The organism is Collimonas humicola, assembly GCF_018304945.1.
GTDB classification, from domain to species: Bacteria; Pseudomonadota; Gammaproteobacteria; order Burkholderiales; family Burkholderiaceae_D; genus Collimonas; species Collimonas humicola.
In genome coordinates, this window is record NZ_JAGQEE010000001.1 from 543,264 (window position 1) to 568,546 (window position 25,283).

The following is a 25,283-nucleotide window of genomic DNA, read 5'->3' on the forward strand; positions in this document are numbered from 1 at the left end:
CCAAGGCAGCCGCCCCGTTTGCATTTTAGATGGTGGTGCGGTCCAGCCACTTCGGCACATGCAGCGGCACGAACGATCTGAAGCGTTGCAGCAACGCTTCAGGTTGCGCTTCCGCCATCAGCAGCCCGGCCTGCTCACCCTTGAGGAAGCGCTGCGACACCATGTGCTGGATGAACTGCAGCAAGCCGTCATAAAAGCCGTCGACGTTCAGCAGGCCGATGGGCTTCTGGTGAAAGCCCAGCTGCGCCCAGGTAAATACTTCGAATAATTCCTCCAGCGTGCCGATCCCGCCCGGCATGGCGATAAAGCCATCCGACAGCTCCGCCATCATCGCCTTGCGCTCGTGCATGTCCTTGACGATATGCAGTTGCGTCAAGCCCTTGTGGCCCAGTTCCTTGTTCAGCAGCGCTTCGGGAATGACGCCGGTGGCCCGGCCGCCCAGGCGCATCACTTCATCGGCAATGATGCCCATCAAGCCGACATTGCCGCCGCCGTAGACCAGCGCGATTTCCTGCTCGGCCATGGCTTGCGCCAGGCCGCGCGCGGCCAGCGCATAGGCCGGCGTGGCGCCGGGAGAAGAGCCGCAATAGATACAGAGAGATTTCATGGTGATATTCAGGTTGGTATCTGCCGAGCCGCCAATCAGGTGTTGCTTTGCAGGTATTTGGTTTTCAATTCTTCGAAATGGGTCAGCGTTTCGCCGCGCAGATAGGGTTGCATCAGCGCCAGCACCTGATAGCAGCCGCTGGCCAGGGCATGATCCACCACGGGTTGTTCCGTGTACTGGCGCGGATTCAGGACATACTGGTAAGACAGCCAGTAACTGGCCACCACCACCATGTTGGACGACAGCGCATCGATCTCGGCCGGGCTGGCATCGAGCGCCTGGTCTTCGTGCAAGCCTTGGCACAGTTCGCGGACGACGGCGATCTTGTGGCCGAAGATTTCCTTGAAGTGCAGCTCTAGGGTGCGGTTGCGCGACAGCAGGTCGTTCAGGTCGCGGTAAAAGAAGCGGTAGCGCCAGATCAGCTGGAACATGTGGTGCAGATAGTGCCAGACGTCATGCATGGTGGGGCGCTGCCCCTGCGTCATGGCCAGCATGCGGCTGATTTCTTCCTCGAAGGTCACGAAAATCGAGTTGACGATATCGTCCTTGTTGCGGAAATGGTAATACAGATTGCCCGGCGAGATTTTCATCTCGTCGGCGATGATGGTGGTGGTGATGTTGGGTTCGCCGAACTCATTGAAGAGCCGCAACGACAGATCCATGATTTTTTCGCGGGTGCGACGTGGCGCCTTTTGCTCCATGACTTGTTTTCTTTCTGATGTTCTGTCCGCAATGCCGTTTTACCAGATTGATAAATTGGCTCAGCAAAGATTGTATATTGCTTCCTGCCGATCGTCGTAGATGCATTGCTGAAATGCTAGTAATAGCATTCATTTTATCCGGTCAGGATTTCCTGCCGCGGCTGCCATCGAATCCTGAAATAGGGATGGTGCGGACAGGCGCTGTTATAAAATACGGGACAGGGCGGCGCTTGAGGGCAAGCGTTCCTGCGTTTTATTTTTATAAAGGTCAGCATGTCAGATTCTCCCCCGCAACGTCCCGATACCCCTTGTGTAGCGGTCTGTTCGACCACCTTCGACGATGTCTGCCGCGGCTGCGGCCGCACCGTGAATGAGGTGGCGCACTGGGTTTTCATGACCGAGGAGGAAAAAACCAAGGTCTGGGAGCGCATTACCGCCGAGGGCTATCCGCGCCGCCAGGGCTGATGCGCTAGCCAGGGTGCTTACGGCTACCCTGCGGCTTGCATGCTTTCTCTGTCGTCGCCCGTCTTGCGCCGGGATCCGTGCTTGTATTGTTTGTCATGCCACAGAAAATCATAGTGTTGTTTTTGACCATCATAATGACCGCTATTTATCGGCCTTGCTCAGTTTTGCACAGTCTTGTTTGATTTCTTGCGTATCGTGAAGCTCAATTTAACCGCATGGCCAACTGTAACTTACTGTATATTTTGCCGCAAAAATAGGCAGACTCATGAATAATTGCAAACAATGGTTAAAGTTTGCGATATTAGGCAATTGGTAATATTTCTCTGTGGCATATGGATTATAATGCCGCGCAAAATAGACAAATTGCCGTCGGTTCGGCTCCCTGGGCTGCCGGCAAAAAATAAAGTCGATTCAATGGTTGTCGGGGAGTGGTAGATGGAACTCGGGGGAGTTAGATTTTCAATCGCGTCGCATGCTGCATGGGCGCCGGGGCTAGACACGGCCATTGCCTGGATGGCATGGGCCGAACAGCCCTATGTCATTGAAGGCGAGCGCGAAGCAGCGGTCGCCGCGATGCCCGCCATGCTGCGCCGGCGCGCCGGTTTTACCGGCAAAATGGCGCTGGAAACCGCTTATCGCTGCCTCGATGGCAGGGTTGGCGTGCCGACCGTGTTTTGTTCGCGCCATGGCGAGTGCATGCGCTCGGTCGAGCTGCTTGCCGATCTCGCAGATGAGCAGCCTCTGTCTCCCGCTTCTTTCAGCCTGTCTGTTCACAATGCCGCTGCCGGCCTGTTTTCGATCGCGCGCCAGGACCAGGCCAGCCATGCTGCCCTGGCAGCCGGGCATGCAGGTGTCGAACACGCGGTGATCGAAGCCTGCGGCTTGCTGGCGGACGGCGCCTCCGAAGTGCTGCTGGTGGTCTACGACGGCGTGTTGCCAGCGTTGTTTCACGAATTTCAAGATTGCCGGGAACAGCCCTTCGCCTGGGCCTGGCTGGTGCAGGCGGTGAGCGCGGAATCGAGCGATGTGATCGGGCTGTCCTGGGGGAGCCTGGATGAGGATGATGCAAACGTCATGAAACCAGAGTCAGGCACGGCGGAGGCAGGCAGCGAAGATGGCGGCGACGCGCGCCAGCCGGCCGGCCTGGAGTTGCTGGCATTTTATCTGCGCCGGCAGGCCGAACTTCTGCGTACTGTGGATAAGCAACGCTGGCGCTGGCAACGGCTGCGGGGACAGCATGCTTAATCGCCTGAACCGTTATTGGCGGGTGCTGGCCACCGGCGCCAGTTTCGTGGTGTTCGCCATCGGCGGCCTGATCTTGCGCGCTGTGGTGTTTCCGCTGCTGAATCTGATCATTTGGGAGCACCAGTTGCGCCGGCTGATCGCGCGCCGGGTGATTCGCTGGGTGTTCCGCGGCTTTGTCGGCCTGATGCGCTGGCTCGGCGTGCTGAATTACGACATCAGCGGCCTGGAGCGCCTGGAGCGGCAAGGTTTGCTGATCCTGGCCAATCATCCGACCTTGATCGATACGGTGTTCCTGATGGCCTTCGTCAAGCGCGCCGACTGCATCGTCAAGGGACGGCTGTGGGACAACCCGTTCACGCGCGGACCGGTGAGCGCCGCCGGCTACATCAGCAACGACGATGGCAATGGCCTGGTGGAAAGCTGCATCACTTCCCTGCGGCGCGGCAGCAACCTGATCATCTTTCCGGAAGGCACGCGCACTGCCGGCGACGGCCAGATCAACCTGAAGCGCGGCGCCGCCAACATTGCGGTGCGCAGCCTGTCGAACGTGACGCCGGTGGTGATCCGCTGCCTGCCGCCGACCTTGGGCAAGGGCGCCAAATGGTGGCAGGTGCCGCCGGTCGCCGCGCATTTCAGCATCGAAGTAAAGGACGATATCGACGTTCACGAGTTTCTTGCCAGATCCGGCAGCGAAGTATTGGCTGCCAGGCATTTGACCGCGTATTTGCAGGATTATTTTAGGAAAGAAAGCCAAGTCCATGCAGCAGCTTGAAGAAGAAGTAAAGCAGGTCATCATCGATGTCCTGCAGTTGGAAGATATCACTCCGGCCGACATCGTCAGCGATGCGCCGTTGTTCGTCGACGGCCTCGGCCTCGATTCGATCGATGCGCTGGAACTCGGCGTGGCGATCCAAAAGCGATACGGCATCTCGTTGTCGGCGGATTCGACCGAGACCCGCAATCATTTTGCTTCAGTGCGCACGCTGGCCGCGATGATCGCCAGCAATAGAAAGAAATGACGGTGTGACGATGTTGACCAATTCGATGAGCAAGGAAGAGATCTACCTGTGGCTGGTGAATGTGTTGCATGAAATGTTCGAGATCGACAAGGACAAGGTAACGCCGCAAGCCAATCTGTATACCGATCTGGATATCGACAGCATCGATGCCGTGGATCTGGTGGTCAAGCTCAAGCAGCTGACCGGCAAGCGCCTGCAGCCGGATGTGTTCAAGGCGGTGCGCACGGTGCAGGACGTGGTCGATGCATTGGCTGCCTTGCTGGCAGAGGATGCCGGCTAAGGCGCCCGGGAATACCGTGCAGAATTTCTGGCGCCTTGTGCCGACCGCCGTCAGCGTGCTGGTCACCTTGCTCTATCCGCTCGCGATCTGGCTGGGGCACGGCCATGCCGAGCCGCGCCTGCTGGCTTTGCTGCTGGTGCTGGCGGCCGCAACACGCCTGCCTACGCTGAAGATCAACCGCGCCAGCCGCTGGTGGCTGGCCGGCGCCTTGCTGCTGGCAGGGATCGCCATCTGGAATAATGCCTTGCTGCCCTTGAAGCTGTATCCGGTGCTGGTCAATCTTGGCATGCTGGCCTTGTTCAGCTATAGCCTGTACGTGCCGCCATCGATCATCGAACGCATGGCGCGCCTGAGCGATCCCGCTTTACCCGCTTATGCGGTTGCCTATACGCGCCGCGTGACACAGGTATGGTGCGGCTTTTTTGTCCTCAATGGCGGACTGGCGCTGGCGACCGCGTTGTGGGCTTCGGCCGCGCTCTGGTCCCTGTACAACGGCGTAGTGGCCTACGTCCTGATGGGCTGCCTGTTCGCCGGCGAATACCTGGTGCGCATCCTGGTAAGGCGCCGTCATTCCCGGCTTGAAGCGCAAGCCAGCCTGCGGCAGGACGGTCAGCATGTCTGATCCGCGCAATCTGCTGACGCTGCTGAGCGAGTCTTCGCGCTGCGCTGATGAACGGCCGTTCGCCTGGCGCGACGGCAGGGCGCTGAGCTGGGATTATTTTCTGGCGCAGGCCGCCGCCTGGCGCAATATGCTGGCGCGCCAGCCTGGCAGCCGCTTCGCCCTGTACTCCAGCGACAGCGCGCATTTTGCCGGCATCCTGTTTGGCGCCTGGCAGGCCGGCAAGACGGTTTATCTGCCGGGCGACGTGCTGCCCTCTACGTGCGCCAATCTGGACAGGCTGGTGGACGGTTATCTCGGTGAGTTTCCTGCACAATATGCGCCGCTGACAATCGCCGCCGCAAGCGAGCAATCCGTAAAGCATGATTTCAAGGCGCTGCAGCCGGATTTTCCAGGACTCGTGATCTTCACTTCCGGCAGTACCGGCGAACCGCAAGCGGTGCCGAAATTCCTCTCGCAGCTGGCCACGGAAGTGGCCACCCTGGAACAACTGTTCGGCGAACGCATCGGCGACGCCGGCATCTTCGCTACAGTCTCGCACCAGCATATATACGGCTTGCTGTTCAAGGTGCTGTGGCCTGTGAGCCAGCGGCGCGCGATACATGCGCAGCAGATCAATTTCCTGGAAGAGCTGCGGCCGGCTGGCCGTCCATTTGTCCTCATTTCCAGCCCGGCCCATCTGAAGCGGCTGCCGGTCGAGCTGGCTTCCGCGCAGAATGCTTCTTCGCTGGCTGCCATGCGCGCCATCTTTTCCTCCGGCGGCCCGCTGCCGCCGGAAGTGGCGGCCGAAGCAGGGCGTTTGCTGGGATCGGTCCCGATTGAAGTATATGGCAGTTCGGAAACCGGCGGCGTCGCCTGGCGCCAGCGCAGCAGCGACGATGACAGCTGGCAGGTCATGCCGGCGGTCGCGTGGCGCGTAGCGGCCGGCCAGGAGCTGCTGGAAATCCGTTCGCCGCATCTGCCGGATATGGAATGGCACGCAATGGCCGACCAGGTGCAAGCGCTCGACCAGCGGCGCTTCCGCCTGCAGGGACGAGTGGACCGGATTGTCAAAGTCGAAGAGAAGCGCATTTCCCTGGATGCACTGGAACGCCAGCTCAAGGCGCAGGCCGCGGTGGCCGATGCCAAAGTCCTGCTGCTGGATCAATCGGCCTCCCAGCCGCGGCAGCGGATTGCCGCTTTTGTGGTGCTGTCCGCGGTCGGCAGTCAGATTCTGGCGGCGCAAGGCAAGCTGGCCTTGAACCGCCAGCTGCGCGACGGCATGGCGCACGCAGTCGAGCCGGTGGCGCTGCCACGCAGCTGGCGCTATCTGGAAGCCTTGCCGCTCAATGCGCAGGGCAAGACCACCCGCGCTGATTTGCTGGCGCTGCTGGAACCGCCGGTGGCAACCAAGCGGCCCATCCTGCCGGCCATGCGCGTGCTGGAGCAGGAGCCGCTCAGGGTATTGCTGGAGCTGGCGGTGCCGGCCGATCTCCTGTACTTCGACGGCCATTTCGCCGAGGCGCCTATCCTGCCTGGCGTGGTGCAGGTCGACTGGGCTGTCAGCTACGGCCGCGCATATTTTCCGCTGGCGCCGCAATTCCTGGGCATGCAGGCGCTGAAGTTCCAGCGCGTGATCACGCCCGGCATGGTGGTGCAGCTGGAACTGCAGCACGATCTGAAAAAAAGCAGCTTGTCATTCCGCATGTTCTCTGCCGCCGGCCAGCATGCCGGCGGCCGTATCGTTTTTGGAGGCGCCCATGTCGCGGGCTGAATATCTTACTGAGCCCGGTATCGGGCACGATCCGGGACAATTCACGCCTTGCGCCGTGATCCCGGTGTACAACCACGAACATGCCATCGGCGCGGTAGTGGCCGCGGTGCTGGCCCACGACTTGCCGTGCGTGCTGGTGGACGATGCCAGTTCGGCTTCATGCGCCGCGGTGCTCGATGCGCTGGCCGGCGCAAATCCGCAGCGCATCACCTTGCTGCGCCACGCCGTCAACCGCGGCAAAGGCGGCGCGGTTTTGACCGGCGTCCAGCATGCCGCCGCTGCCGGCTTCAGCCACGCGCTGCAAATCGATGCCGACGGCCAGCATTGCACCGACGACATCCCGCGTTTCCTGCAGCATGCCGCCGCCGCGCCGCACAGCCTGATCGCCGGATGTCCGCAATACGATGACAGCGTGCCTACCGTACGCTTGTATGCCCGCTATCTGACCCATGTATGGGTCTGGATCAACACCTTGTCGCTGGATATCAAGGATTCGATGTGCGGCTTCCGCGTCTATCCTTTGCCGTCCCTGATCCGCTTGGCGCAGCGCAGGCAGCTGGGCGAACGCATGAATTTCGATATCGAAGTGCTGGTACGCTTGTACTGGGACGGCGTCGCCATCGTCAATCTGCCGACCCGGGTTGCCTATCCGCTGGACGGCGTCTCGCATTTCCGCGCCGGCCTCGATAATCTCCTGATCTCGCGCCTGCATGCGACGTTGTTCTTCGGCATGTTGTGGCGCGCACCGCGCTTGCTGGGGCGCCGCCTGCTGCCCAGGCGAGGTGCGGCATGAGCACACAGCAAGCGCAGCAGCACTGGGCGCAGATCAACGAAGCCAGCTTTGTCGGCGGCATGCGGCTGCTGTTCTGGGTTTACCGCATTGCCGGCCGCTGGCCCTTCCGCATAGCCCTGTATCCGGTGCTGGGCTGGTATTTGCTGAGCAAGCCGGCGGCGCGGCATGCCTCCATGACTTATTTACAGCGCTTGTGCGCCTTCGATCCAGCGGTCGGCAGGATCAACCGGATCCGGCCGGGCCTGCGCGGCGTGTTCCAGCATTTCGCTTCCTTTGCTGAAAACATCCTCGACAAGATGCTGCTCTGGGGCGGCCTGTTCAAGACTGCCGAGGTGGTCTCATTCGGACGCGAGCAGATGCTGGAGAACATACAGGCGCAGCGCGGCGGCCTGCTGATCTGCGCGCACCTGGGCAACCTGGAATTGTGCCGGGTGCTGTCCAGGCAGCGGCAGGCGCTGCGGATCACCGTGCTGGTGCACACCAAGCATGCGCAGGCCTTCAACCGCATGCTGGCAAAACTCGATCCGGACAGCCAGCTTAACCTGATGCAGGTCAGCGAGATGACGCCGGCCACCGCCATGATCCTGGCGGAAAAGGTTGGGCGCGGCGAGTTCGTCGCGATTGCCGGCGACCGCATCCCGGTGTCGGCCGCGCCGCGCGTCGCGTGCGCACCTTTCCTCGGTAAAACGGCAGCCTTCCCGGTCGGGCCCTATGTGCTGGCCAGCCTGCTGCAATGTCCGGTCTACCTGCTGTTTTCGATGACCAAGAACGGTCATTCCGAATGCCATTTTGAATTGTTCCGGGAATCCGTCCGGCTGCCGCGCAAGGAGCGCGACATGGTCCTCAATGAACTGGCGGCCGCATACGCGGCAAGGCTGGAGCACTTTTGCCTGAGAGCTCCGCTGCAATGGTTCAATTTCTACGATTTCTGGCAATTATCTGGATATAAAGATGCATCTCGCTGAACTGAAAGATTTCCCTCTGCCGGCTGCTGCAGACGGCCGCCGCGCCATCTGTTTCGACCAGGGACGCCTGACGATTGAAGACATCGTCGCCATTTCCTCCGGCGCCGCACAGGTGAGCTTGTCCGAGGCGCCGGCGTTCCGCGCCGCGATTACCCGCGGCGCCGATTTCCTCGACCGCCTGCTGCGCGAAGACGGCACCATCTATGGCGTCACCACCGGCTATGGCGATTCCTGCACCGTCAACGTGCCGGCCGAGCTGATCCCCGAGCTGCCGCATCACCTGTACACCTATCACGGCTGCGGCCTGGGCGAGCTGTTCAGCCCGCCGCAGACGCGCGCCATCATGGCGGTGCGGCTGGCGTCGCTCAGCAAAGGCTATTCCGGGGTCAGCGTCGGCTTGCTGGAGCAGATCGCGCGCCTGCTGAAAGAAGACTTGCTGCCGCTGATTCCGTCCGAAGGCTCGGTCGGCGCCAGCGGCGACCTCACGCCCTTGTCGTACCTGGCCGCCGTGCTGTGCGGCGAGCGCGAAGTCTGGCGCGACGGCGCCAAGGTGCCCGCCGCCGAAGCCCTGGCCGCGGCCGGCATCGCGCCGCTGCGCCTGCGGCCGAAAGAAGGGCTGGCGATCATGAACGGCACCGCGGTGATGACAGCCCTGGCTTGCCTGGCCTATGACCGTGCTGCATACCTGGTGCGCATCGCCACCCGCATCACCGCCATGGCCAGCTTCGCGCTGGACGGCAATGCCCATCATTTCGACGAAACCCTGTTTGCGGTCAAGCCGCACGCCGGCCAGCAGCAAGTGGCGGCCTGGCTGCGCCAGGATCTGCCGACCAGCGATGCCCCGCGCAACCAGAAGCGCCTGCAGGACCGCTATTCGATCCGCTGCGCGCCGCACGTGATCGGCGTGCTGGCGGATGCCTTGCCGTGGATGCGCGAGTCGATTGAAAACGAGCTCAACAGCGCCAACGACAATCCCATCATCGATGGCGAAAACGAACGCGTGCTGCACGGCGGCCATTTCTACGGCGGCCATATCGCCTTCGTCATGGACAGCATGAAGAACGCGGTCGCCAACGTCGCCGATTTGCTGGACCGGCAGATGGCCTTGCTGGTCGACAGCCGCTACAACCACGGCTTGCCGGCCAACCTGTCCGGCGCGGAAGGGCCGCGCGCCAGCATCAACCATGGCTTGAAAGCGCTGCAGATCAGCGCTTCCGCCTGGACCGCGGAAGCGCTCAAGCAAACCATGCCGGCCTCGGTGTTTTCCCGTTCCACCGAATGCCATAACCAGGACAAGGTCAGCATGGGCACCATCGCCGCCCGCGATTGCCTGCGCGTGCTGCAACTCACCGAGCAGGTGGCGGCGGCCATGCTGATCAGCGTACGCCAGGGCGTCTGGCTGCGCAGCCGCCAGGATGGCGCGACCCAGCCGCAACACAAGCTGCAGCAGATGATGGAGCTGCTGGCTGCGGATATCGACGTCATCCGGGAAGACCGCATGCTGGAACCGGATCTGCGCCGCTTGCTGGAACGTCTGCGCCTACAGCACTGGCAGCTGTACGAGTAAGACCATGACGATACGCAACGACAAACCGCGCAGCCGCTGGTCGGCCGAAGTGGAATTGCAGGTGCAGTTCTACGATCTCGATCCGATGGAAGTCGTCTGGCACGGCAACTACGTCAAGTATCTGGAGGTGGCCCGTTGCGCGCTGCTCGATACGATCGCTTACAACTATCCGCAGATGCAGGCGTCCGGCTACAGCTGGCCGATCATCGACCTGCATCTGCGTTATGCCCACCCGGCGACCTTCGGCCAGCGCATCAAGGTCAGCGCCGCCATCATCGAATGGGAAAACCGCCTGCGGATCGAGTATGTGATCAGCGACAGCGCCAGCGGCCAGCGCCTGAGCCGCGGCACCACCACCCAGGTGGCGGTGTCTATGGCGACCCGCGAAATGTGCTTTGCCTCGCCGCCGGTATTGTTTCAAAAACTAGGAATCGAACCAACATGAAATCAAGTCGCGCACGCAGCATCCTCATGGCCGTCCTGCTCGCTGCTTCGGCGTGTTCCGCATATGCCGCCGCTCCGGTCGACAAAATCCAGGCGATGCTGGCGCGGCCGCCGGTCCTGTGCGGCCGTTTCGATCAAAGCAAGCAGCTGGTCGGCATCAAGAAGCCGCTGCTCTCCAACGGCCGTTTCTGCGTGGTGAACGGCAAGGGCGTCTTGTGGCGCACCTTGCAGCCGTTTCCCAATACGCTGCGGCTCAAGCGCGACGAAATCGTGCAGATGCAGGGCGACCGCGTCGCCATGCGCATGGACGCCAAGCAGGAACCGGTGGTGAAGATGATCAACGGCGTGCTGTTTTCCTTGCTGGCCGGCGACTTGAGCCAGCTGGAAACCCTGTTTGAGCTCGATGGCAGCGTCACCGGCAATAGCTGGAACGTGGCCCTGAAAGCACGCCAGCCGGCGCTGGCCAAGGCGATCGGCACGCTGACGCTGAGCGGCGGCGCCTATGTGAAGACGGTCACCATCAGCGAAGCCAGCGGCGACCGCACTGAAATCAGCTTTTCCGGCCTGCAAAGCGGCAGCAGCGCCATGACAGCGGAAGAAGGGGCGGCGCTTGAGTAATCCCGCCACAGAGGCGAAGCCGGCATGCAGCCGGTCCAGACGCCTGGCGCTGATTTTTGCTTTGCCTTGGGCGTTGGCGGTGGCCTTGCTGCTGGCGCATAACGCCTATCTTTGGCTGGGCAAGGGCGTGGTGCCGGATACCGACATCATGGCGCTGCTGCCGGTCCAGCAGCGCGATCCGGTCTTGCAGCAAGCTTTCACGCATATGGTCGATGCTGCCCAGCAGCGCGTCATCGTGCTGGTCGGCGCCGATGACTGGGAGCATGCCCGCACTGCCGCCGATGCCTACAATGCCGTGCTGGCCAAGCATTCCGCTTTGCTGCAAGCCGGCATGCAGCTGTCGGAGCAAAGCCAGCAGGACTGGCTGGCGCCGTCGCAGCAGATGCGGCTCAGCCTGCTGACGCCGGCGCAGCAGGCCGCGCTGCGCCAGCAGCCCTCCAAATATTGGGCCGACACCGCGTTGCAGCAGCTCTACAGCCCGTTTTCCGGTCCCAAGCTGGGGGCCTGGCAAGACGATCCTTTCGGCTTGTTCAGCGGCTGGGTGCAGGCGCGCGCGCAGGAAACCCCGGTGCGTCCGCGCGACGGCTACCTGTTTGTAGAAGATAAAGGCCGTCCCTATATTGTGCTGCTGATGACCTTGCGACAGCCTGCGTTTTCGATGGCCACCCAGCGCGCCATCTTGCCCTTGCTGGAGCAGGCCGGCGCCGCCGCGCGCCAGGCGGTGCCGTCGGTGGAACTTGTCAGCGCCGGCGTGGTGCTGCATGCGGGCGCCGGCAGCGCCCAGGCCAGCCGTGAAATGTCGACTATCGGCATCGGCTCCCTGCTCGGGATCATCCTGCTGATGTGGCTGACTTTCCGTTCGCTGCGGCCGATAGTGCTGATCATGCTGTCGATCGCGGTCGGCTGCCTGGCCGCGTTTTCCCTGTGCTGGCTGATCTTCGGGCAAGTGCACTTGCTGACGCTGGTGTTCGGCGCCAGCCTGATCGGCGTGGCGCAGGACTATGGCATCTACTTTCTATGCAGCCGAACGGCGGCCGATCGCAAGCTCGATTCCTGGCAGCTGCTGCGACGCCTGATGCCGGGCCTGCTGCTGACGCTGACTGCTGCCGTGATCGGCTATGTCGGCCTGGCGCTGACGCCGTTTCCCGGCTTGCGGCAGATGGCGCTGTTTTCAGTGATCGGCTTGCTGTTTGCCTGGCTCACCGTGGTTTTCTGGTTTCCCGCACTGGTGAGCGCTTCGACGCTGAACGGCTCCGGCTTGGCCGCATGGCTCGGCCAGACGCGCCGCCATTGGCCCTTGCTGCAGTGGAACCGGGCGACCTTGCTGGCGGCTCTGTTATTCGCTGCATTTGCAGTCACCGGCATTGCGCGCCTGAAAGTGAATGACGATATACGTTCATTGCAGACCCCGCCCAAGGCGCTGCTGGCGGACCAGATCAAGCTCGGCAAGCTGCTCGATGCGCCCACCCCGGTGCAGTTCTACCTGGTGCGCGGCGCCAGCGCGGAGCAGGTTCTGCAGCGCGAAGAAGTCCTCAAGCAAAAACTCGAACCGCTGGTCGCGAGCCGCATCATCAGCGGCTATCAGGCCATGTCTAACTGGACGCCTTCGATGCAGGCGCAGCAAGCCAACCGCAGCCTGGCGACGCAAGCGCTGCTGGCGCCTGACGGCCCCTTGAAGGCGCTGGCGACGCAGCTGGGCGAGGACGATAGCTGGATCAGGCAGATGCGCGAACGCGCGCTGAGCGGCGCCGCCAGCGCCAACGGCGGCCAGGCACTGACCCCGGAAGCGTTCCTGAAAACCGCGGCCAGCGAACCGTCGCGCCATCTGTGGCTGGGCAAGGTGGATAGCGCGCAAGGCAGCGTCTACGCCAGCATCGTCGCTTTGCGCGGCGTCAACAATTACGCCAATCTGCCGCTGCTCAAGCAGGCTGGCGAGCAGCTCGACGGCGTGCAGTGGGTCGACAAGGTCAGTGAAATATCCTCGGTGCTGGGGCACTACCGGCAGTACATGGGCTGGGTCTTGTCCGGGGCCTACGCCGCGATCTTTCTGCTGCTGTTTTCACGCTACCGCTTTGCTGCCTGGCGCGTACTGGCGCCGCCGGCCGTGGCCAGCATCGCCACCCTGGCTTTGCTGGGCGTCATCGGCCAGCCCTTGCAGCTGTTCCATGTGCTGGCGCTGATGCTGATTCTCGGCCTGGGCGTCGACTACGGCATTTTTCTGCAGGAACAAAGCATGCAGCGCGATCGTTTTGCCTGGCTGACCGTGGGCTTGTCGGCCGCCAGCGCCTTGCTTTCGTTCGGCCTGCTGGCGCTGTCGGGAACGCCGCCGCTGCATGCTTTTGGATTTACGATGTTGATCGGGATTGCGGTTGTCTGGATGATCGCACCATGTTTTAGCCAAGATTCACAAAAGGAAGAAAAACAATAATGCATACAAGAGTTGAGCAATGTGATGTCCTGGTCATCGGCGCCGGTCCGGCCGGAGCGGTGGCGGCGGCCCTGCTGTTGAAGCAGGGCCGCCAGGTCCTGGTGCTGGAGCGCGAACAGTTTCCGCGTTTCAGCATCGGCGAAAGCCTGCTGCCGCAAAGCATGGAGTACCTGGAACAAGCCGGCATGCTGCAGGCCGTGGTGGAAGCCGGCTTCCAGTACAAGAACGGCGCCGCCTTTGTCCGTGGCGAGCGCTATACCGACTTCGATTTCCGCGACAAGCATTCAGCCGGCTGGGGCACCACCTATCAAGTGCAGCGCGCCCATTTCGACCAGGTGCTGGCGAATGAGGCTGAACGCCAGGGCGCCGAAGTGCGTTACCGGCACACTGTCACGGCATTCGATCAAGAAGGAGCGAAGCCGCGCGTCACCGTGCGTCATGCCGACGGCAGCGAATACATCGTGGAGGCAGGTTTTGTGCTGGACGCCAGCGGTTTTGGCCGTGTCTTGCCAAAGTTGCTGCAATTGGAAACGCCGTCGAATTTTCCTGTGCGCGGCGCGATTTTCACGCATATCGAGGACGGCGTCGCCGCAGGGGGATTCGACCGCAACAAGATCCGCATCACGGTTCATCCGGAACATTGCAATGTCTGGTATTGGCTGATTCCGTTTGCCGGCGGCCGCTGTTCCATCGGCGTGGTGGCGGAAACCAAGTTCCTGGAACAATTCAAGGGCAGCGAAACCGAGCGCCTGCAGGAACTGGTGATGCAGGACCCGGCTTCGCGCGCGCTGCTGAAAAATGCACGCTGGGATACGCCGGCGCGCCAGATTGTCGGCTACTCGGCCAACGTCAAGTCCTTGTGGGGCAAAGGCTATGCCCTGTTAGGCAATGCCGGCGAATTCCTCGACCCGGTGTTTTCTTCCGGCGTGACGATCGCCGTCAAGTCAGCCAGCCTGGCCGCCGCGGCCTTGCAGCGCCAGTTTGCCGGCGAAGCCGTCGATTGGGAGAAAGAATATGCGCTGCCCCTGAAAAAGGGCGTGGACGCTTTCCGCACCTTTGTCGAATCCTGGTATTCCGGCGGCTTCCAGAACGTGATTTTCTATGAACGGCAGCAGCCGGAGGTGCGCCGCATGATCGCCGCCATCCTGGCCGGCTATGCCTGGGACGAGAGCAATCCCTATGTCAAGGAGAGCAAGCGTCGCCTCAATACGCTGGAGGAAATATGCAGCTAGGGGGCTTCCGGCTTGCCGGCTGGCGCTCGCTCGGCTTGCCGCTCAGCGCGCTGCTGCTGGCTGCCTGCGCGACGCAGCCGGGCGGCCAGGCGCCGGTCCCAGCCCGGCTTGGACTGAAGCTGGCGCCGGCGACGCTGGGCGCCAATATCAGCCTGCAGCAGCATCTGACGGTGGAACGCAACGGCCGCATCGACCAGCTGGATGCTGCGCTGGAGATCGACCAGCAGCAATTCAATATGGTCGGACTGGCTTTCGGCCAGCGCGTCCTGACCCTGCATTATGATGGCGAGACCTTGCAATCCTGGCGCCATCCGATGCTGCCGTCCCAGGTGCGTGCGGAGGATGTGCTGGAAGACACCCAGCTGACCCTGTGGCCGCTGGCGGCAATCCGTTCGGCGCTGCCGGCCGGCTGGGACATCCAGCAGCAAGGTCTGACGCGCACCTTGTCGCTGCAGAGTGAGCCGGTGATGGTCATCAACTACAGTTCGGACAGCAAGACGGCGCCCTGGAGCGGAAAGATAGAATTGAACAATCTGCGTTACCACTATCGCCTGACGATCGATTCGGTCAGCGACGCCGCCGGCGATGCGCCGGCCGGTCCGGTAACTAATGCAGCTCCCGCGGCGCCTTAGACATGGTTTATCTCAATCAACTCGGCATGATCTGTGCGCTCGGCGATACCCACGCCGGGATCAGCCGCCGCCTGTTCGCCGGTCACAGCGGCGTCGCCATGACGCGCCGCCATTCGCCGGAGCGGGAGCTGGCGCTCGGTTGCGTAGACGCCGTCCTGCCTGATATCGAGAGCCTGCCTCTGCATCACCGCAGCCGCAATAACCAGCTGGCGCTGGCCGCGCTGGCGCAGATCCGGCCGCAGGTCGACGCCGCCATACAGCGCTTCGGCGCACACCGGGTGGCGATCGTGCTCGGCACCAGTACTTCCGGCATCGCCCAGACCGAGGCGGCTTTCCGCTATCGCCGGGCCAACGGCGGCTTTCCTGCGGATTTCAGCTATGCGCAGCAGGAAATGGCGTCGCCGGCAGCCATGCTGGCCGCCGAACTGGGCGTCAGCGGTCCGGCCTATGTGCATTCCAGCGCCTGTGCATCGAGCAGCAAGGCAATGGCGAGCGCAGCCCGCCTGCTCAACATGGGGATCTGCGACGCTGTGCTGAGCGGCGGCGTCGATTCGCTGTGCGCCTTTACGGTGGCCGGCTTTGCCGCGCTGGAATCGGTCAGCGCCGTTCGCTGCAACCCCTTTAGCGCCAATCGCAACGGCATCAATATCGGCGAGGGCGCCGCGCTGTTCCTGATGACCAGGGCAGAGGCGACGGTCGGCCTGCGCGGCTGGGGCGAGTCCTCCGACGGCTATCATATTTCGGCGCCCGATCCGTCCGGCAACGGCGCCAGGAGCGCCATCGAACAGGCGCTGGCGCGTGCCGGCCTGGCGCCGGTGCAATGCGACTATATCAACTTGCATGGCACGGCGACGGTGCAGAACGACGCCATGGAAGGCCGTGTGATCGCAGCCTTGTTCGGCGACCAGGTCGCGCTCAGCTCGACCAAACCGTTCACCGGACATGCCTTGGGCGCGGCCGGCGCGGTGGAGGCTGGCTTGTGCTGGCTGGCGATGCAGGACAGCAATCCGCAGGGCTGCCTGCCGCCGCATTTGTGGGACGGCATGGCCGATGCGCAGCTGCCGCAGCTCAATCTGCAGCCGCCGGGCGCGAGGCTGGGCCGGCCCTTGCGCTGGGCCCTGAGCAATTCCTTTGCCTTCGGCGGCGCCAATGCCAGCCTGCTGCTGGGACGCGAATGATGAGCGAACCGATAGCTTTTGAAAACCTGGATATCCGCAGCCTGTTGCCGCATTCCGGCACGATGGTGCTGCTGGATCGCCTGCTGCACGCCGGCGCTGAAGAGCTGCTGGCCGAGGTGACGATCCGCACCGACAGCCTGTTCTGCCGGCAGCACGGCGTGCCGGCCTGGGTCGGCGTCGAATACATGGCGCAGGCGATTGCCGCCTATGCCGGCTATACCGCCAGGCAGCGCGGCGAGGAAGTCAAGATCGGCTTCCTGCTGGGCACCCGGCGCTACGAAGCCGCCTGCGCCGAATTTGCCATAGGCAGCGTATTGCAGGTGCAGGTGCACAGGCTGCTGCAGGCGGACAACGGCATCGGCTCGTTCGAATGCCATATCCGCGCCAGTACGGGTATGCAGCAACTGGCGAGCGCCACGATTACCGTATTCCAGCCGGTTGACGCGGCTGTTTTTCTAGAAGGAAGTACTGAATGATGTCGGATTTGAATATTGCCGCAGGTCCGGCTGCGGCCCCGCTTGCCGGGCTGAATAAAACCGTGCTGGTGACCGGCTCCAGCCGCGGCATCGGCAAGGCCATCGCTTTGCGGCTGGCGCGCGACGGTTACGATATCGTCCTGCATTGCCATCAGCAGCGCGCGGCCGCCGATGCGGTGGCGCAGACGGTGCGCGAGCTGGGCGTGCAGGCGCGCGTATTGCAGTTCGACATAGGCGACCGCCAGGCTACGGCGGATATCCTGCTGGCCGACATCGAGCAGCACGGTTGTTATTACGGCGTGGTGTGCAATGCCGGCGTGGCGCGCGACAATGCGTTCCCGGCGATGCCGGGCGAGGACTGGGACCTGGTGCTGAAGACCAACCTGGACGGTTTCTACAACGTGCTCAACCCGCTGGTGATGCCGCTGGTGCAGCGCCGCGCGGCTGGCCGCATCGTGACGCTGGCCTCGGTGTCCGGACTGATCGGCAACCGCGGCCAGGTCAACTACAGCGCCGCCAAAGCCGGCATTATCGGCGCCACCAAAGCGCTGGCGATCGAGCTGGCCAAGCGCAGCATCACGGTCAACTGCGTGGCGCCGGGGTTGATAGAAACCGACATGATCGATGACGTGCCGCTGGACGAAGCGCTCAAGATGATCCCCGCGCGCCGGGTCGGCAAGCCGGAGGAAGTGGCGGCGACCGTGGCTTTCCTGCTGCATCCGGATGCAGCCTATATCACGCGCCAGGTCATTTCGGTGAACGGAGGCATGGCATGACGCATGTTTCAACAGCGCGCCGGGTGGTGGTGACTGGCATGGCCGGCATCAGCCCGATCGGCAACGACTGGAATGCCATCCGCGCCCATCTCGGCAGCTATCGCAACGCCGTCGTGCGCATGCATGAGTGGGCCGACTACGATGGCCTGAACACCCAGCTGGGCGCGCCTGCCGCCGAGTTTTCTCTGTCGGAACGCTATAACCGCAAGACCACCCGCAGCATGGGGCGGGTGGCGCTGATGGCAACCCGCGCCAGCGAGCTGGCCTTGATCGATGCCGGCCTGGTCGACGATCCCTTGCTGAAAAGCGGCGTCTGCGGCGTCGCCTACGGTTCGTCCGCCGGCACGCCGGCGGCGATCGGCGATTTCGGCCGCATGATGGAAGAGCGCAGCACCCGCGGCATCAACGCCACTACTTATATCAAGATGATGGCGCATACGGCGCCGGTCAATATCGGCGTGTTTTTCGGCATCACCGGCCGCGTCATCACTACTTCCAGCGCCTGCACTTCCGGCAGCCAGGGCATAGGCTATGCTTACGAAGCGATCCGCAGCGGCCGCCAGCAAGTGATGGTCGCCGGCGGCGCCGAGGAATTGTGCGCCACCGAAGCCGCGGTGTTCGATACCTTGTTCGCCACCAGCATCCGCAACGATACGCCGGCCATGACGCCGAGCCCGTTCGACCGCAGCCGGGACGGCCTGGTGATCGGCGAGGGCGCCGGCACGCTGATCCTGGAAGACTTCGAACATGCGCGCGCCAGAGGCGCCAGGATGTATGCCGAAATCGTCGGCTTCGGCACCAATAGCGACGGCTGCCACGTCACTCATCCGAACGCCGACACCATGCAGATTGCGATGACGCTGGCGCTGGCGGATGCCGGCTTGCCGGCCTCGGCCATCGGCTATGTCAATGCCCACGGCACCGGCACCGAGCAGGGCGACATCGCCGAATCGCACGCCACCGCCGCCGTGTTCGCGCGCAACACCGCCATCAGTTCGCTCAAGAGCTACACCGGCCACACGCTGGGCGCGTGCGGCGCGCTGGAAGCCTGGGTCAGCATCGAGATGATGCGCAGCGGCTGGTTCGCGCCGACCATCAACCTGCAGCAGCTCGACCCGCTGTGCGCCGAGCTGGACTACATTGTCGACCAGGGCCGCGCGCTGCAATGCGAGTATGTGATGTCGAACAATTTTGCGTTTGGCGGCATCAACACTTCGTTGATTTTCAAACGCCTGGATTGAGGCCTGCCGTGCGATCTGCCGTCATTTGGCTGCTCGATGCGAATGCATTGGCTGACGATGACTGCGAGCGCATGCTGGCCTGCCTGAGCGAGCCTGAACTGCTGCGCTACCGGCGCTTTTTGCGGCCGCTGCGCCAGCGCGAATTCCTGCTGGGGCGGGTCCTGCTGCGCTTCGCGGCCGCACAGCTGGCCGGCATCGCGTTCGAGGCGATCGAAGTCATCGAACGCCAAGGCAGGGCGCCGCAGCTGCGGTTGCCGGCCGCTTGCCCGTTGACGCCTCAGTTCAGTCTGTCGCACAGCCGCGGCTGGGTAGCCTGTGCGACCAGCGCCGATACGCCTGTCGGCATCGATATAGAAGCGCTGGACGGCGGGCGCGATGTTGAGGCGCTTGCCCGCAGCGCTTTTTCCGTCGCAGAGAGCAACTGGTTATCCGAGCGCCCTGATGCCGAAAGGGTAGAGGCGTTTTATGCCCTGTGGAGCGCCAAGGAAGCGCTGTATAAGCTGATGTCGAATCAGGGTGTGGATGGCGTATCCCCCGAGCTTGTAGCGGGCGGCTTGCGCTTGCAGTCAGGGCCTGGGTGGCATGCGCGGAGCTGGTCGCAGCATGGTTTCGCGATTTCCCTTTGCAGCCGCGAGGAACTGGCCGCGGTCGAACAGATTCATCTGCACGGCGCAGAGCCTTGCGCGTGGCGTCAGCAATTGATCGCTTAAAGATCAGCCAATCACATAGAAGATCCGTTCCGAGCTGTTGCATCGCGTCCGGCGATGCAACATAGCAATTCCTATTTTGCAGAAGTTTGTTAAAATCACATTGTTTATTTCCCTTGTGAAATATTGTGCTGCCATAGGAATACCGCATGAGCAATAACGTCATCCAGACTTTGCAAAGCCTTGTCAACGGCCGCCAGAACAAGCGTATCCTCCGCCTCTCCTTCCCCCACGACGACGGCCCGCACGCCCAGCTGCTGGTGAACAAGCTCAACGCCGTCGAAAGCCTGTCGCGCGATTTTGACTACACCGTGGAATTGCTGTCCGATGACGCCGAGCTGGCCCTGAAGGATCTGCAAGGCAAGCTGTTCTGCGTGGAACTGGTGCGTGGCGACGGCAGCCTGCGTTACTTCTCCGGCTACTGCTTCGAATTCCGCCTCGCGCGCACCGATGGCAATATCGCCTTCTACCAGGCCAGGCTAGGGCCCTGGACCCACTACCTGCGCCTGCGCAAGGACAACTACATCTTCCACGGCAAGACCCTGCGCGAACAGATCGACAGCATCTGCGCCGACTACGGCACCTTGCCGGATTGGGATTTCCGCGTCGGCGGCGCCGACCCGGTCATGACGGACGCCATCCAGTTCGACGAAAGCGACCATAACTATCTCCATCGCCGGCTGGAAGCGGCTGGCCTGCTGTACTACTACGAACATACCGACAAGGGCCATAAGCTCATCATCACCGATGACTCCACCCAGGCCGCGCCCATCGACGGCGGGGAGGAAATCCGCTTCCAGCGCCATGGCGGCGCGATAGAGGAAGACGGCATCGGCGAATTCTCCCCGGTGCGCCAGATCGTGCCCGGTTCCGTGTCGCTGTCCGGCTTCAACTTCAAGAGCCCGGTGCCGATCCATGCCGGCGTGCCGACCCTGAACAAGCAGGGCAATGTGCTCGATGTCGAATCCTACGAATATGCCGGCGCCTATGGCGTCAAGGGCGTCCAGGATGCGGACAAGCTGTCGCGGTTGCGCATGGAAGAGATCGAAGCGGCAGGCAAGCACTTTGAAGCCGCGGGCAACAACCGCTACGTGCTGCCGGGACGCTGGTACCGCCTGAGCGGCCATTTTGCTTCCAGCCCGTTTGCCAGCCATGAGGACGCCGGCAAGAACGAATTCCTGATCATCTCGGTGCACCACATCGCCAGCAACAACTACCTGCAGCAGGCAAGCGAGAAGGCCGAGTACCGTAATGAATTGACCTGCCTGCGCAAGACCATCCCCTGGCGTCCGGGCCGCAATTACCATAGCGTCAACACCAAGATCCTGTCGCCGCAAACGGTGACGGTCGTCGGCCCATCCGGCCAGGGCAGCGTCCACACCGACGAATACGGCCGTATCCGCGTCCAGTTCCACTGGGACCGCATCGGCAACAACGACGAGCGCAGCTCGGCTTGGGTGCGCGTGGCTAGCTCCTGGGCCGGCGGCGAACTGGGCGCCAAATCGATTCCGCGCGTCGGCTCGGAATGCCTGGTGCAATGGCTAGACGGCAATCCCGACCGCCCCATCGTCACCGGCAGCGTCTACAACCAGCGCAACATGCCGCCCTGGAAGCTGGCGACCCAGCAATCCTTGATGGGCTTCAGGAGCCGCGAACTGACGCCCAACGGCGGCAACCAGCCCGGCGGCAGGAGCAACCACCTGGTGCTGGACGACACCAACGGCAAGATCCAGGCGCAACTCAAAAGCGATCACCAGCACAGCCAGCTGAGCCTGGGCAGCATCAGCCGCATCGAAGACAATGCGGGGCGCAAGGATGCGCGCGGCGAAGGGTGGGAATTGCGCACTGATGGCCACGGTGTGGCGCGTGCGGCCAAGGGCATGCTGATCACCACCGAGGCACGCAGCAATGCGAGCTCGCATATCAAGGATATGGGCGAGACGGTCAGCCGGCTGACGGCTGCACGGGATCAGCATGAGTCGCTGGCCGATGCGGCGCAGCAGGCGGGGGCGCAGGAGAAGCAGGGGCAGCAGAGTGATGTCGCACAAACCTTGAAGGCGCAGAACGATGCGATCAAGGGAGGTGGTGCAAGCGAGGAGGGCAGTTTCCCGGAACTGTCACAACCGCATCTCGTGCTGGCCAGCCCTGCCGGGATTGAGACTACCACCAGCGGCAGCACCCATATCGCCAGCGACCAGAACACGGCCATCACGACCGGCAAGAGTTTGTCCATTGCCAGCGGCGACAGCCTGTTCGCCAGCATCCGGAATACCTTCCGTTTGTTTGTGCAAAAGACGGGCATCAAGATGGTGGCGGCTGCCGGCGACATCGATGTCCAGGCGCTGACAGACAGCCTCAATATTCTGGCGAAGCTCAACATCACACAAACCGCCAATCGCATCACGATCACCGCCAAGGAAGAAGTGGTGATCAATGGCGGCGGCAGTTACACCAAGTTCAATGCAAGCGGAATCGAGAAGGGCACTAACGGCGCTTATGTGGCGCATGCGGCTTCGCACAGCTTGCCGGGGCCGCAAGCCATGGGTGTAGACATACGTGGCCTTCCCGCCATTAAAGCCTACAACGAAACTTTCCGTTTGCTCGATCCGGCGGGTAACCCTTTGCCGAATATAAAATATACAGTCACCGGTGCAAATGACGAGGGCCATGAAGCTCTAACGACGATCAAAGGCGATACGCCCAGAGTTCATACAGACGCGCCGCAGAAATTGAAATTTTCATTGCAGTGGGCTGAAATATCAATTGCGGAAGAACAGAATAAAGACGCGACCAACAATATTCCAAAGGATCAAAATGGCTGACGGTGTAATGATCGAAGCAACGACTAATGATAAGCCCGACAGTTGTGTTAACGTCCATTGCAATTGTCCGGTTTTATGGTCAATGGCGCAGCAGTTTTGCTACGTGCGCCTGTCAAACAAGAAAAATAAAGGTGGATATCGGCTTATAAATCTTTATCCAGCTCGGGCCCGCCGCATTGCTGCGACGTATGCGCGGATGTATCTGGAAACAGAGGAGCATGGTGCACCCGAGAAGAAAGGACGCTACTACTGGATGGCACTAGGGGCGTTTGCCAGTAAAACGGTGGCCTGCACGTTGGAAACCGTACAGCTTTCGTATACCCGGCTTGTGATGGGAAGCACTGTACGTGAAGGACTCGGAGAGGGCAATTTCTGGTTGTTTATGGACATCGCGGCGTGGCACTGGTACTACAGCTTCAGCCCGACAACATTTGATGACTGCGTCCGTTCGCGCAATACGGACACTTATGTTGACGAGGTCAAGCAACAGATTAAGAAGCTTCCATGGCAAAGCGATGCGCTTCCCAAAATTCATAATTTGATGGTCAAGCCGGAGGTTGAAGAAGGATTTGCTTTGGTGAAGCAAATGGAGACTTTGCCTGATGGCAGCGACAAGCAAAAATTGCAATTGCAACACTTGTTGGCAATGGCAAAGCACGAACAGGGAAATATATTGCAAAACCTGATCTACAATAACCCTGACTTTGCTTGGTGGATCAAAATCCAAAGAGCTGATGACAAGGAATTGCGACAAAATTATGGCTATCCCACTCGAGGATTTGCCGTTGCTGCAAGTATTTTCAGCCCTGGCTTGGAGGTCGTATTTACCAGCCAATGTGATACCAAAATGCCCGAATTAAAGAATGTAGCCCCCAAAGAAACAAAATTGGAGGACTACGACAGCCGGATGGACTGGATCTCGTCGGTGGCGGATCAGTTTCACCAGCGAATGATTAAATTCAAAAGCCAAATGGAGGGCGAGCTGGCTACTATGGCAGGTTGGGTCGGTACGCATGATGGTGTGATCTACCCTGACGAATTATCTCCTCAATGAAGATCCAAAAAAACGTCCCCGAAGGTTGGCGGTCTAGGGCGCTAGCCGCTTGGCTAATTGCATCGATGGTTATCGTGTCTTGGCTACTATTTGGCGGTTACGTCAATGCAGCCAGTCCATTTAACTTATTTGAGAAGAAATCCATTATGTATAAAAATATTGTTGTTGAGGTTGGTGAATCCGGTAATGATTTCGCAAAAAAATACCAGGGAATGATTGACGTAAACGACAGAAATCCCGGTTCTCATTTTTATAGAGTAAATTGGTCTGTCGATCCTCTTGGTACCGCAACTGTCAAAAATGGCTCCAGTACTTTTGAGATGGGGACGGTTCTCTCTATACTCGGCGATTCCGACGACACATATCCGGCCGAAGGGATATCTGATTTTTCTATCAACCTGGGACTGCCACCGAGAAATAATATTCTTCACGATGATGCTCGACTCAAATTTTATGCTTTGCTTCAGCGTATTCAGCAAGCTGGATGGAAGCGTTGGATTGCTCCTGGCATGCCACGCCTTAATGGTGCCGATGCACTACGTTATCAAATGGGGGGAGTTGAAAACGTCGCCAGTCTGATGTCACTTGATCCTAGTTATATCCCTTCATTGGAGGTCTGGATGACGATGAAGGATATGTCCGGTTGGCAGTTTTATCTAAATAATATCTACATGAGCGTGCAGTTCACAAGAGATAGAAAAAGAATGGATCCTAATTTACCGGGTGCCTATTTCCTCACACTCAAACTGCAGAGCAAAGAGAGTTTTCAGCGCAGCGAGTTGGCTTATGAAAATCGGCAGCGCTGGAAAGAACTGTATCCAGATGTACGTAAGCGGCAAGCTGAAAAAAGGCTGCATTCAGAGGAATATGTACGCAATTTAGGTTTTAAAGTTGATATGGAATATCGAAATCCTGACGATTGAGATTAAGAAGCGGTGCTCAAGCATTAGTCTCAGATGCAGAAATATTCCCAGCAGTTAGTTAAAGTGACCAGCGTTATTGAAATAATTTTGCTTCAGACGAGAAGCTGTCTGACTTGACTAACCCTTGAAAAGACTAGGTCTAACGCGATGAAAGCACTTGAAATAAGTCGCTGTCTCGTCAAGCAGTCTTAGAGCTTCTTCAGCCGCTTCGCATTCGCAGTAGCTCGCGCATGAAGCGGCTGCAACCCCGTCTGCGCAATATCCGCCAGCGATGTATTGAACTGCGACACCGCTTCAGCCGAATTGAGCATGGTGTCATGTGCCAGCTTGCTTTGCCGGTGTCCCGACTGGTGCAGGGTGCTGCTGCTGGCGACCGACATCAGGTTGACGGCGCCGCTCAGCATTTGCTGGATGGCCAGGCGCGCGGCTTCCTGATGCATGCTCATCATGCGGATCGCCATGGCGTGTGCGGATTCGGTGATGGCTTCGATTTTTTCCTGGCTCATCAGGTTGAATTCCTTGCGGTCGCGCTGGCTGGGCGCAGGTCCGGCCATGGCCATGCGCGCGGTGCGGTGGCCGATCACCTGGGCCGAGGCGCTCATCATTTCTCCGGTTTGCAGCATCAGGTCGGTCCATGCATTGATGGAGGCGGCGGGGCTGCTGAGAATGTCAGGGCTGCTGGCGATAGGATTGCGGACGCGGTACGATTTCATTGTGACTCCTTGGTGGTCTGACGAC

26 protein-coding genes are annotated in these 25,283 nt (G+C 60.9%); 23 read left to right on the plus strand and 3 right to left on the minus strand.

Features of this window, described 5'->3' with window-relative positions; all coding sequences use genetic code 11:
• Window positions 1-25: 25 nt before the first annotated feature.
• Together KHU30_RS02585 and KHU30_RS02590 are read right to left on the minus strand one after the other, a co-directional pair.
• Entirely contained in the window at window positions 26-607 is a 582-nt protein-coding gene (locus KHU30_RS02585) for an LOG family protein (protein WP_211441074.1), read from the minus strand.
• A 35-nt stretch (window positions 608-642) separates the two neighbouring features.
• Window positions 643-1,308, minus strand: a complete 666-nt coding sequence (locus tag KHU30_RS02590; protein WP_211441075.1) for a TetR/AcrR family transcriptional regulator — start codon at window positions 1,306-1,308, stop codon at window positions 643-645.
• A gap of 273 nt (window positions 1,309-1,581) precedes the next feature.
• On the opposite strand from KHU30_RS02590, the gene KHU30_RS02595 reads away from it, so the two are divergent.
• The 23 genes from KHU30_RS02595 (at window position 1,582) to KHU30_RS02705 (ending at window position 24,545) form a co-directional block, all read left to right on the plus strand.
• Window positions 1,582-1,773: a DUF1289 domain-containing protein gene (locus KHU30_RS02595; protein WP_061940244.1), complete on the plus strand. Its 192-nt coding sequence runs from the start codon at window positions 1,582-1,584 to the stop codon at window positions 1,771-1,773.
• A 513-nt stretch (window positions 1,774-2,286) separates the two neighbouring features.
• Entirely contained in the window at window positions 2,287-3,018 is a 732-nt protein-coding gene (locus KHU30_RS02600; protein WP_329956629.1) for a beta-ketoacyl synthase chain length factor, read from the plus strand.
• Complete coding sequence (locus tag KHU30_RS02605) at window positions 3,011-3,790, plus strand: lysophospholipid acyltransferase family protein (protein ID WP_211441077.1); 780 nt, start codon at window positions 3,011-3,013, stop codon at window positions 3,788-3,790. Before KHU30_RS02600 ends, KHU30_RS02605 begins: the two co-directional genes overlap by 8 nt.
• Window positions 3,777-4,037, plus strand: a complete 261-nt coding sequence (locus KHU30_RS02610; RefSeq protein ID WP_211441078.1) for a phosphopantetheine-binding protein — start codon at window positions 3,777-3,779, stop codon at window positions 4,035-4,037. The genes KHU30_RS02605 and KHU30_RS02610 overlap by 14 nt, the downstream gene beginning before the upstream one ends.
• Window positions 4,038-4,047: 10 nt before the next feature.
• A complete protein-coding gene (locus KHU30_RS02615) occupies window positions 4,048-4,317 on the plus strand; it encodes an acyl carrier protein (protein ID WP_230411571.1) in 270 nt (89 codons plus the stop codon).
• Window positions 4,318-4,333: 16 nt separating this feature from the next.
• Window positions 4,334-4,939: a COG4648 family protein gene (locus tag KHU30_RS02620; RefSeq protein ID WP_211441079.1), complete on the plus strand. Its 606-nt coding sequence runs from the start codon at window positions 4,334-4,336 to the stop codon at window positions 4,937-4,939.
• The gene (locus KHU30_RS02625; protein WP_211441080.1) at window positions 4,932-6,689 is read left to right on the plus strand and encodes an AMP-binding protein; all 1,758 of its coding nucleotides are present in this window, start codon (window positions 4,932-4,934) and stop codon (window positions 6,687-6,689) included. Before KHU30_RS02620 ends, KHU30_RS02625 begins: the two co-directional genes overlap by 8 nt.
• Complete coding sequence (locus KHU30_RS02630; RefSeq protein ID WP_211441081.1) at window positions 6,676-7,482, plus strand: glycosyltransferase family 2 protein; 807 nt, start codon at window positions 6,676-6,678, stop codon at window positions 7,480-7,482. The genes KHU30_RS02625 and KHU30_RS02630 overlap by 14 nt, the downstream gene beginning before the upstream one ends.
• Complete coding sequence (locus KHU30_RS02635; RefSeq protein ID WP_211441082.1) at window positions 7,479-8,447, plus strand: LpxL/LpxP family acyltransferase; 969 nt, start codon at window positions 7,479-7,481, stop codon at window positions 8,445-8,447. The genes KHU30_RS02630 and KHU30_RS02635 overlap by 4 nt, the downstream gene beginning before the upstream one ends.
• On the plus strand, window positions 8,434-10,014 hold the full coding sequence (locus KHU30_RS02640; RefSeq protein WP_211441083.1) for an HAL/PAL/TAL family ammonia-lyase: 1,581 nt from the start codon (window positions 8,434-8,436) through the stop codon (window positions 10,012-10,014). The genes KHU30_RS02635 and KHU30_RS02640 overlap by 14 nt, the downstream gene beginning before the upstream one ends.
• Before the next feature lie 4 nt (window positions 10,015-10,018).
• Window positions 10,019-10,459, plus strand: coding sequence for an acyl-CoA thioesterase (locus tag KHU30_RS02645; protein WP_211441084.1), 441 nt, complete (start codon window positions 10,019-10,021; stop codon window positions 10,457-10,459).
• A complete protein-coding gene (locus KHU30_RS02650; protein ID WP_211441085.1) occupies window positions 10,456-11,076 on the plus strand; it encodes an outer membrane lipoprotein carrier protein LolA in 621 nt (206 codons plus the stop codon). The genes KHU30_RS02645 and KHU30_RS02650 overlap by 4 nt, the downstream gene beginning before the upstream one ends.
• Window positions 11,069-13,504, plus strand: a complete 2,436-nt coding sequence (locus KHU30_RS02655) for an MMPL family transporter (RefSeq protein ID WP_407928012.1) — start codon at window positions 11,069-11,071, stop codon at window positions 13,502-13,504. The genes KHU30_RS02650 and KHU30_RS02655 overlap by 8 nt, the downstream gene beginning before the upstream one ends.
• Complete coding sequence (locus KHU30_RS02660) at window positions 13,504-14,736, plus strand: NAD(P)/FAD-dependent oxidoreductase (protein WP_211441086.1); 1,233 nt, start codon at window positions 13,504-13,506, stop codon at window positions 14,734-14,736. The genes KHU30_RS02655 and KHU30_RS02660 overlap by 1 nt, the downstream gene beginning before the upstream one ends.
• Complete coding sequence (locus tag KHU30_RS02665) at window positions 14,727-15,368, plus strand: DUF3261 domain-containing protein (RefSeq protein ID WP_211441087.1); 642 nt, start codon at window positions 14,727-14,729, stop codon at window positions 15,366-15,368. Before KHU30_RS02660 ends, KHU30_RS02665 begins: the two co-directional genes overlap by 10 nt.
• A 2-nt stretch (window positions 15,369-15,370) precedes the next feature.
• On the plus strand, window positions 15,371-16,546 hold the full coding sequence (locus KHU30_RS02670) for a beta-ketoacyl-ACP synthase (protein WP_211441088.1): 1,176 nt from the start codon (window positions 15,371-15,373) through the stop codon (window positions 16,544-16,546).
• Complete coding sequence (locus KHU30_RS02675) at window positions 16,543-17,022, plus strand: ApeP family dehydratase (protein WP_211441089.1); 480 nt, start codon at window positions 16,543-16,545, stop codon at window positions 17,020-17,022. Before KHU30_RS02670 ends, KHU30_RS02675 begins: the two co-directional genes overlap by 4 nt.
• Window positions 17,022-17,798: a 3-oxoacyl-ACP reductase FabG gene (fabG, locus tag KHU30_RS02680; protein WP_211442172.1), complete on the plus strand. Its 777-nt coding sequence runs from the start codon at window positions 17,022-17,024 to the stop codon at window positions 17,796-17,798. Before KHU30_RS02675 ends, fabG begins: the two co-directional genes overlap by 1 nt.
• Window positions 17,795-19,039, plus strand: coding sequence for a beta-ketoacyl-ACP synthase (locus KHU30_RS02685; RefSeq protein WP_211441090.1), 1,245 nt, complete (start codon window positions 17,795-17,797; stop codon window positions 19,037-19,039). The genes fabG and KHU30_RS02685 overlap by 4 nt, the downstream gene beginning before the upstream one ends.
• A gap of 8 nt (window positions 19,040-19,047) precedes the next feature.
• The gene (locus KHU30_RS02690) at window positions 19,048-19,749 is read left to right on the plus strand and encodes a 4'-phosphopantetheinyl transferase family protein (protein WP_211441091.1); all 702 of its coding nucleotides are present in this window, start codon (window positions 19,048-19,050) and stop codon (window positions 19,747-19,749) included.
• A gap of 146 nt (window positions 19,750-19,895) precedes the next feature.
• The gene (locus tag KHU30_RS02695) at window positions 19,896-22,568 is read left to right on the plus strand and encodes a type VI secretion system Vgr family protein (RefSeq protein WP_230427160.1); all 2,673 of its coding nucleotides are present in this window, start codon (window positions 19,896-19,898) and stop codon (window positions 22,566-22,568) included.
• A complete protein-coding gene (locus tag KHU30_RS02700) occupies window positions 22,561-23,622 on the plus strand; it encodes a DUF2515 family protein (RefSeq protein ID WP_230427161.1) in 1,062 nt (353 codons plus the stop codon). Before KHU30_RS02695 ends, KHU30_RS02700 begins: the two co-directional genes overlap by 8 nt.
• Window positions 23,619-24,545 carry a hypothetical protein gene (locus KHU30_RS02705; RefSeq protein ID WP_211441092.1) on the plus strand — a complete coding sequence of 309 codons (927 nt, stop codon included), beginning with the start codon at window positions 23,619-23,621 and terminating at the stop codon, window positions 24,543-24,545. The genes KHU30_RS02700 and KHU30_RS02705 overlap by 4 nt, the downstream gene beginning before the upstream one ends.
• Before the next feature lie 188 nt (window positions 24,546-24,733).
• Here the strand turns inward: KHU30_RS02705 and KHU30_RS02710 are convergent, their stop codons facing one another.
• Window positions 24,734-25,258, minus strand: a complete 525-nt coding sequence (locus KHU30_RS02710; protein WP_211441093.1) for a polyhydroxyalkanoate granule-associated phasin — start codon at window positions 25,256-25,258, stop codon at window positions 24,734-24,736.
• Window positions 25,259-25,283 lie beyond the last annotated feature (25 nt).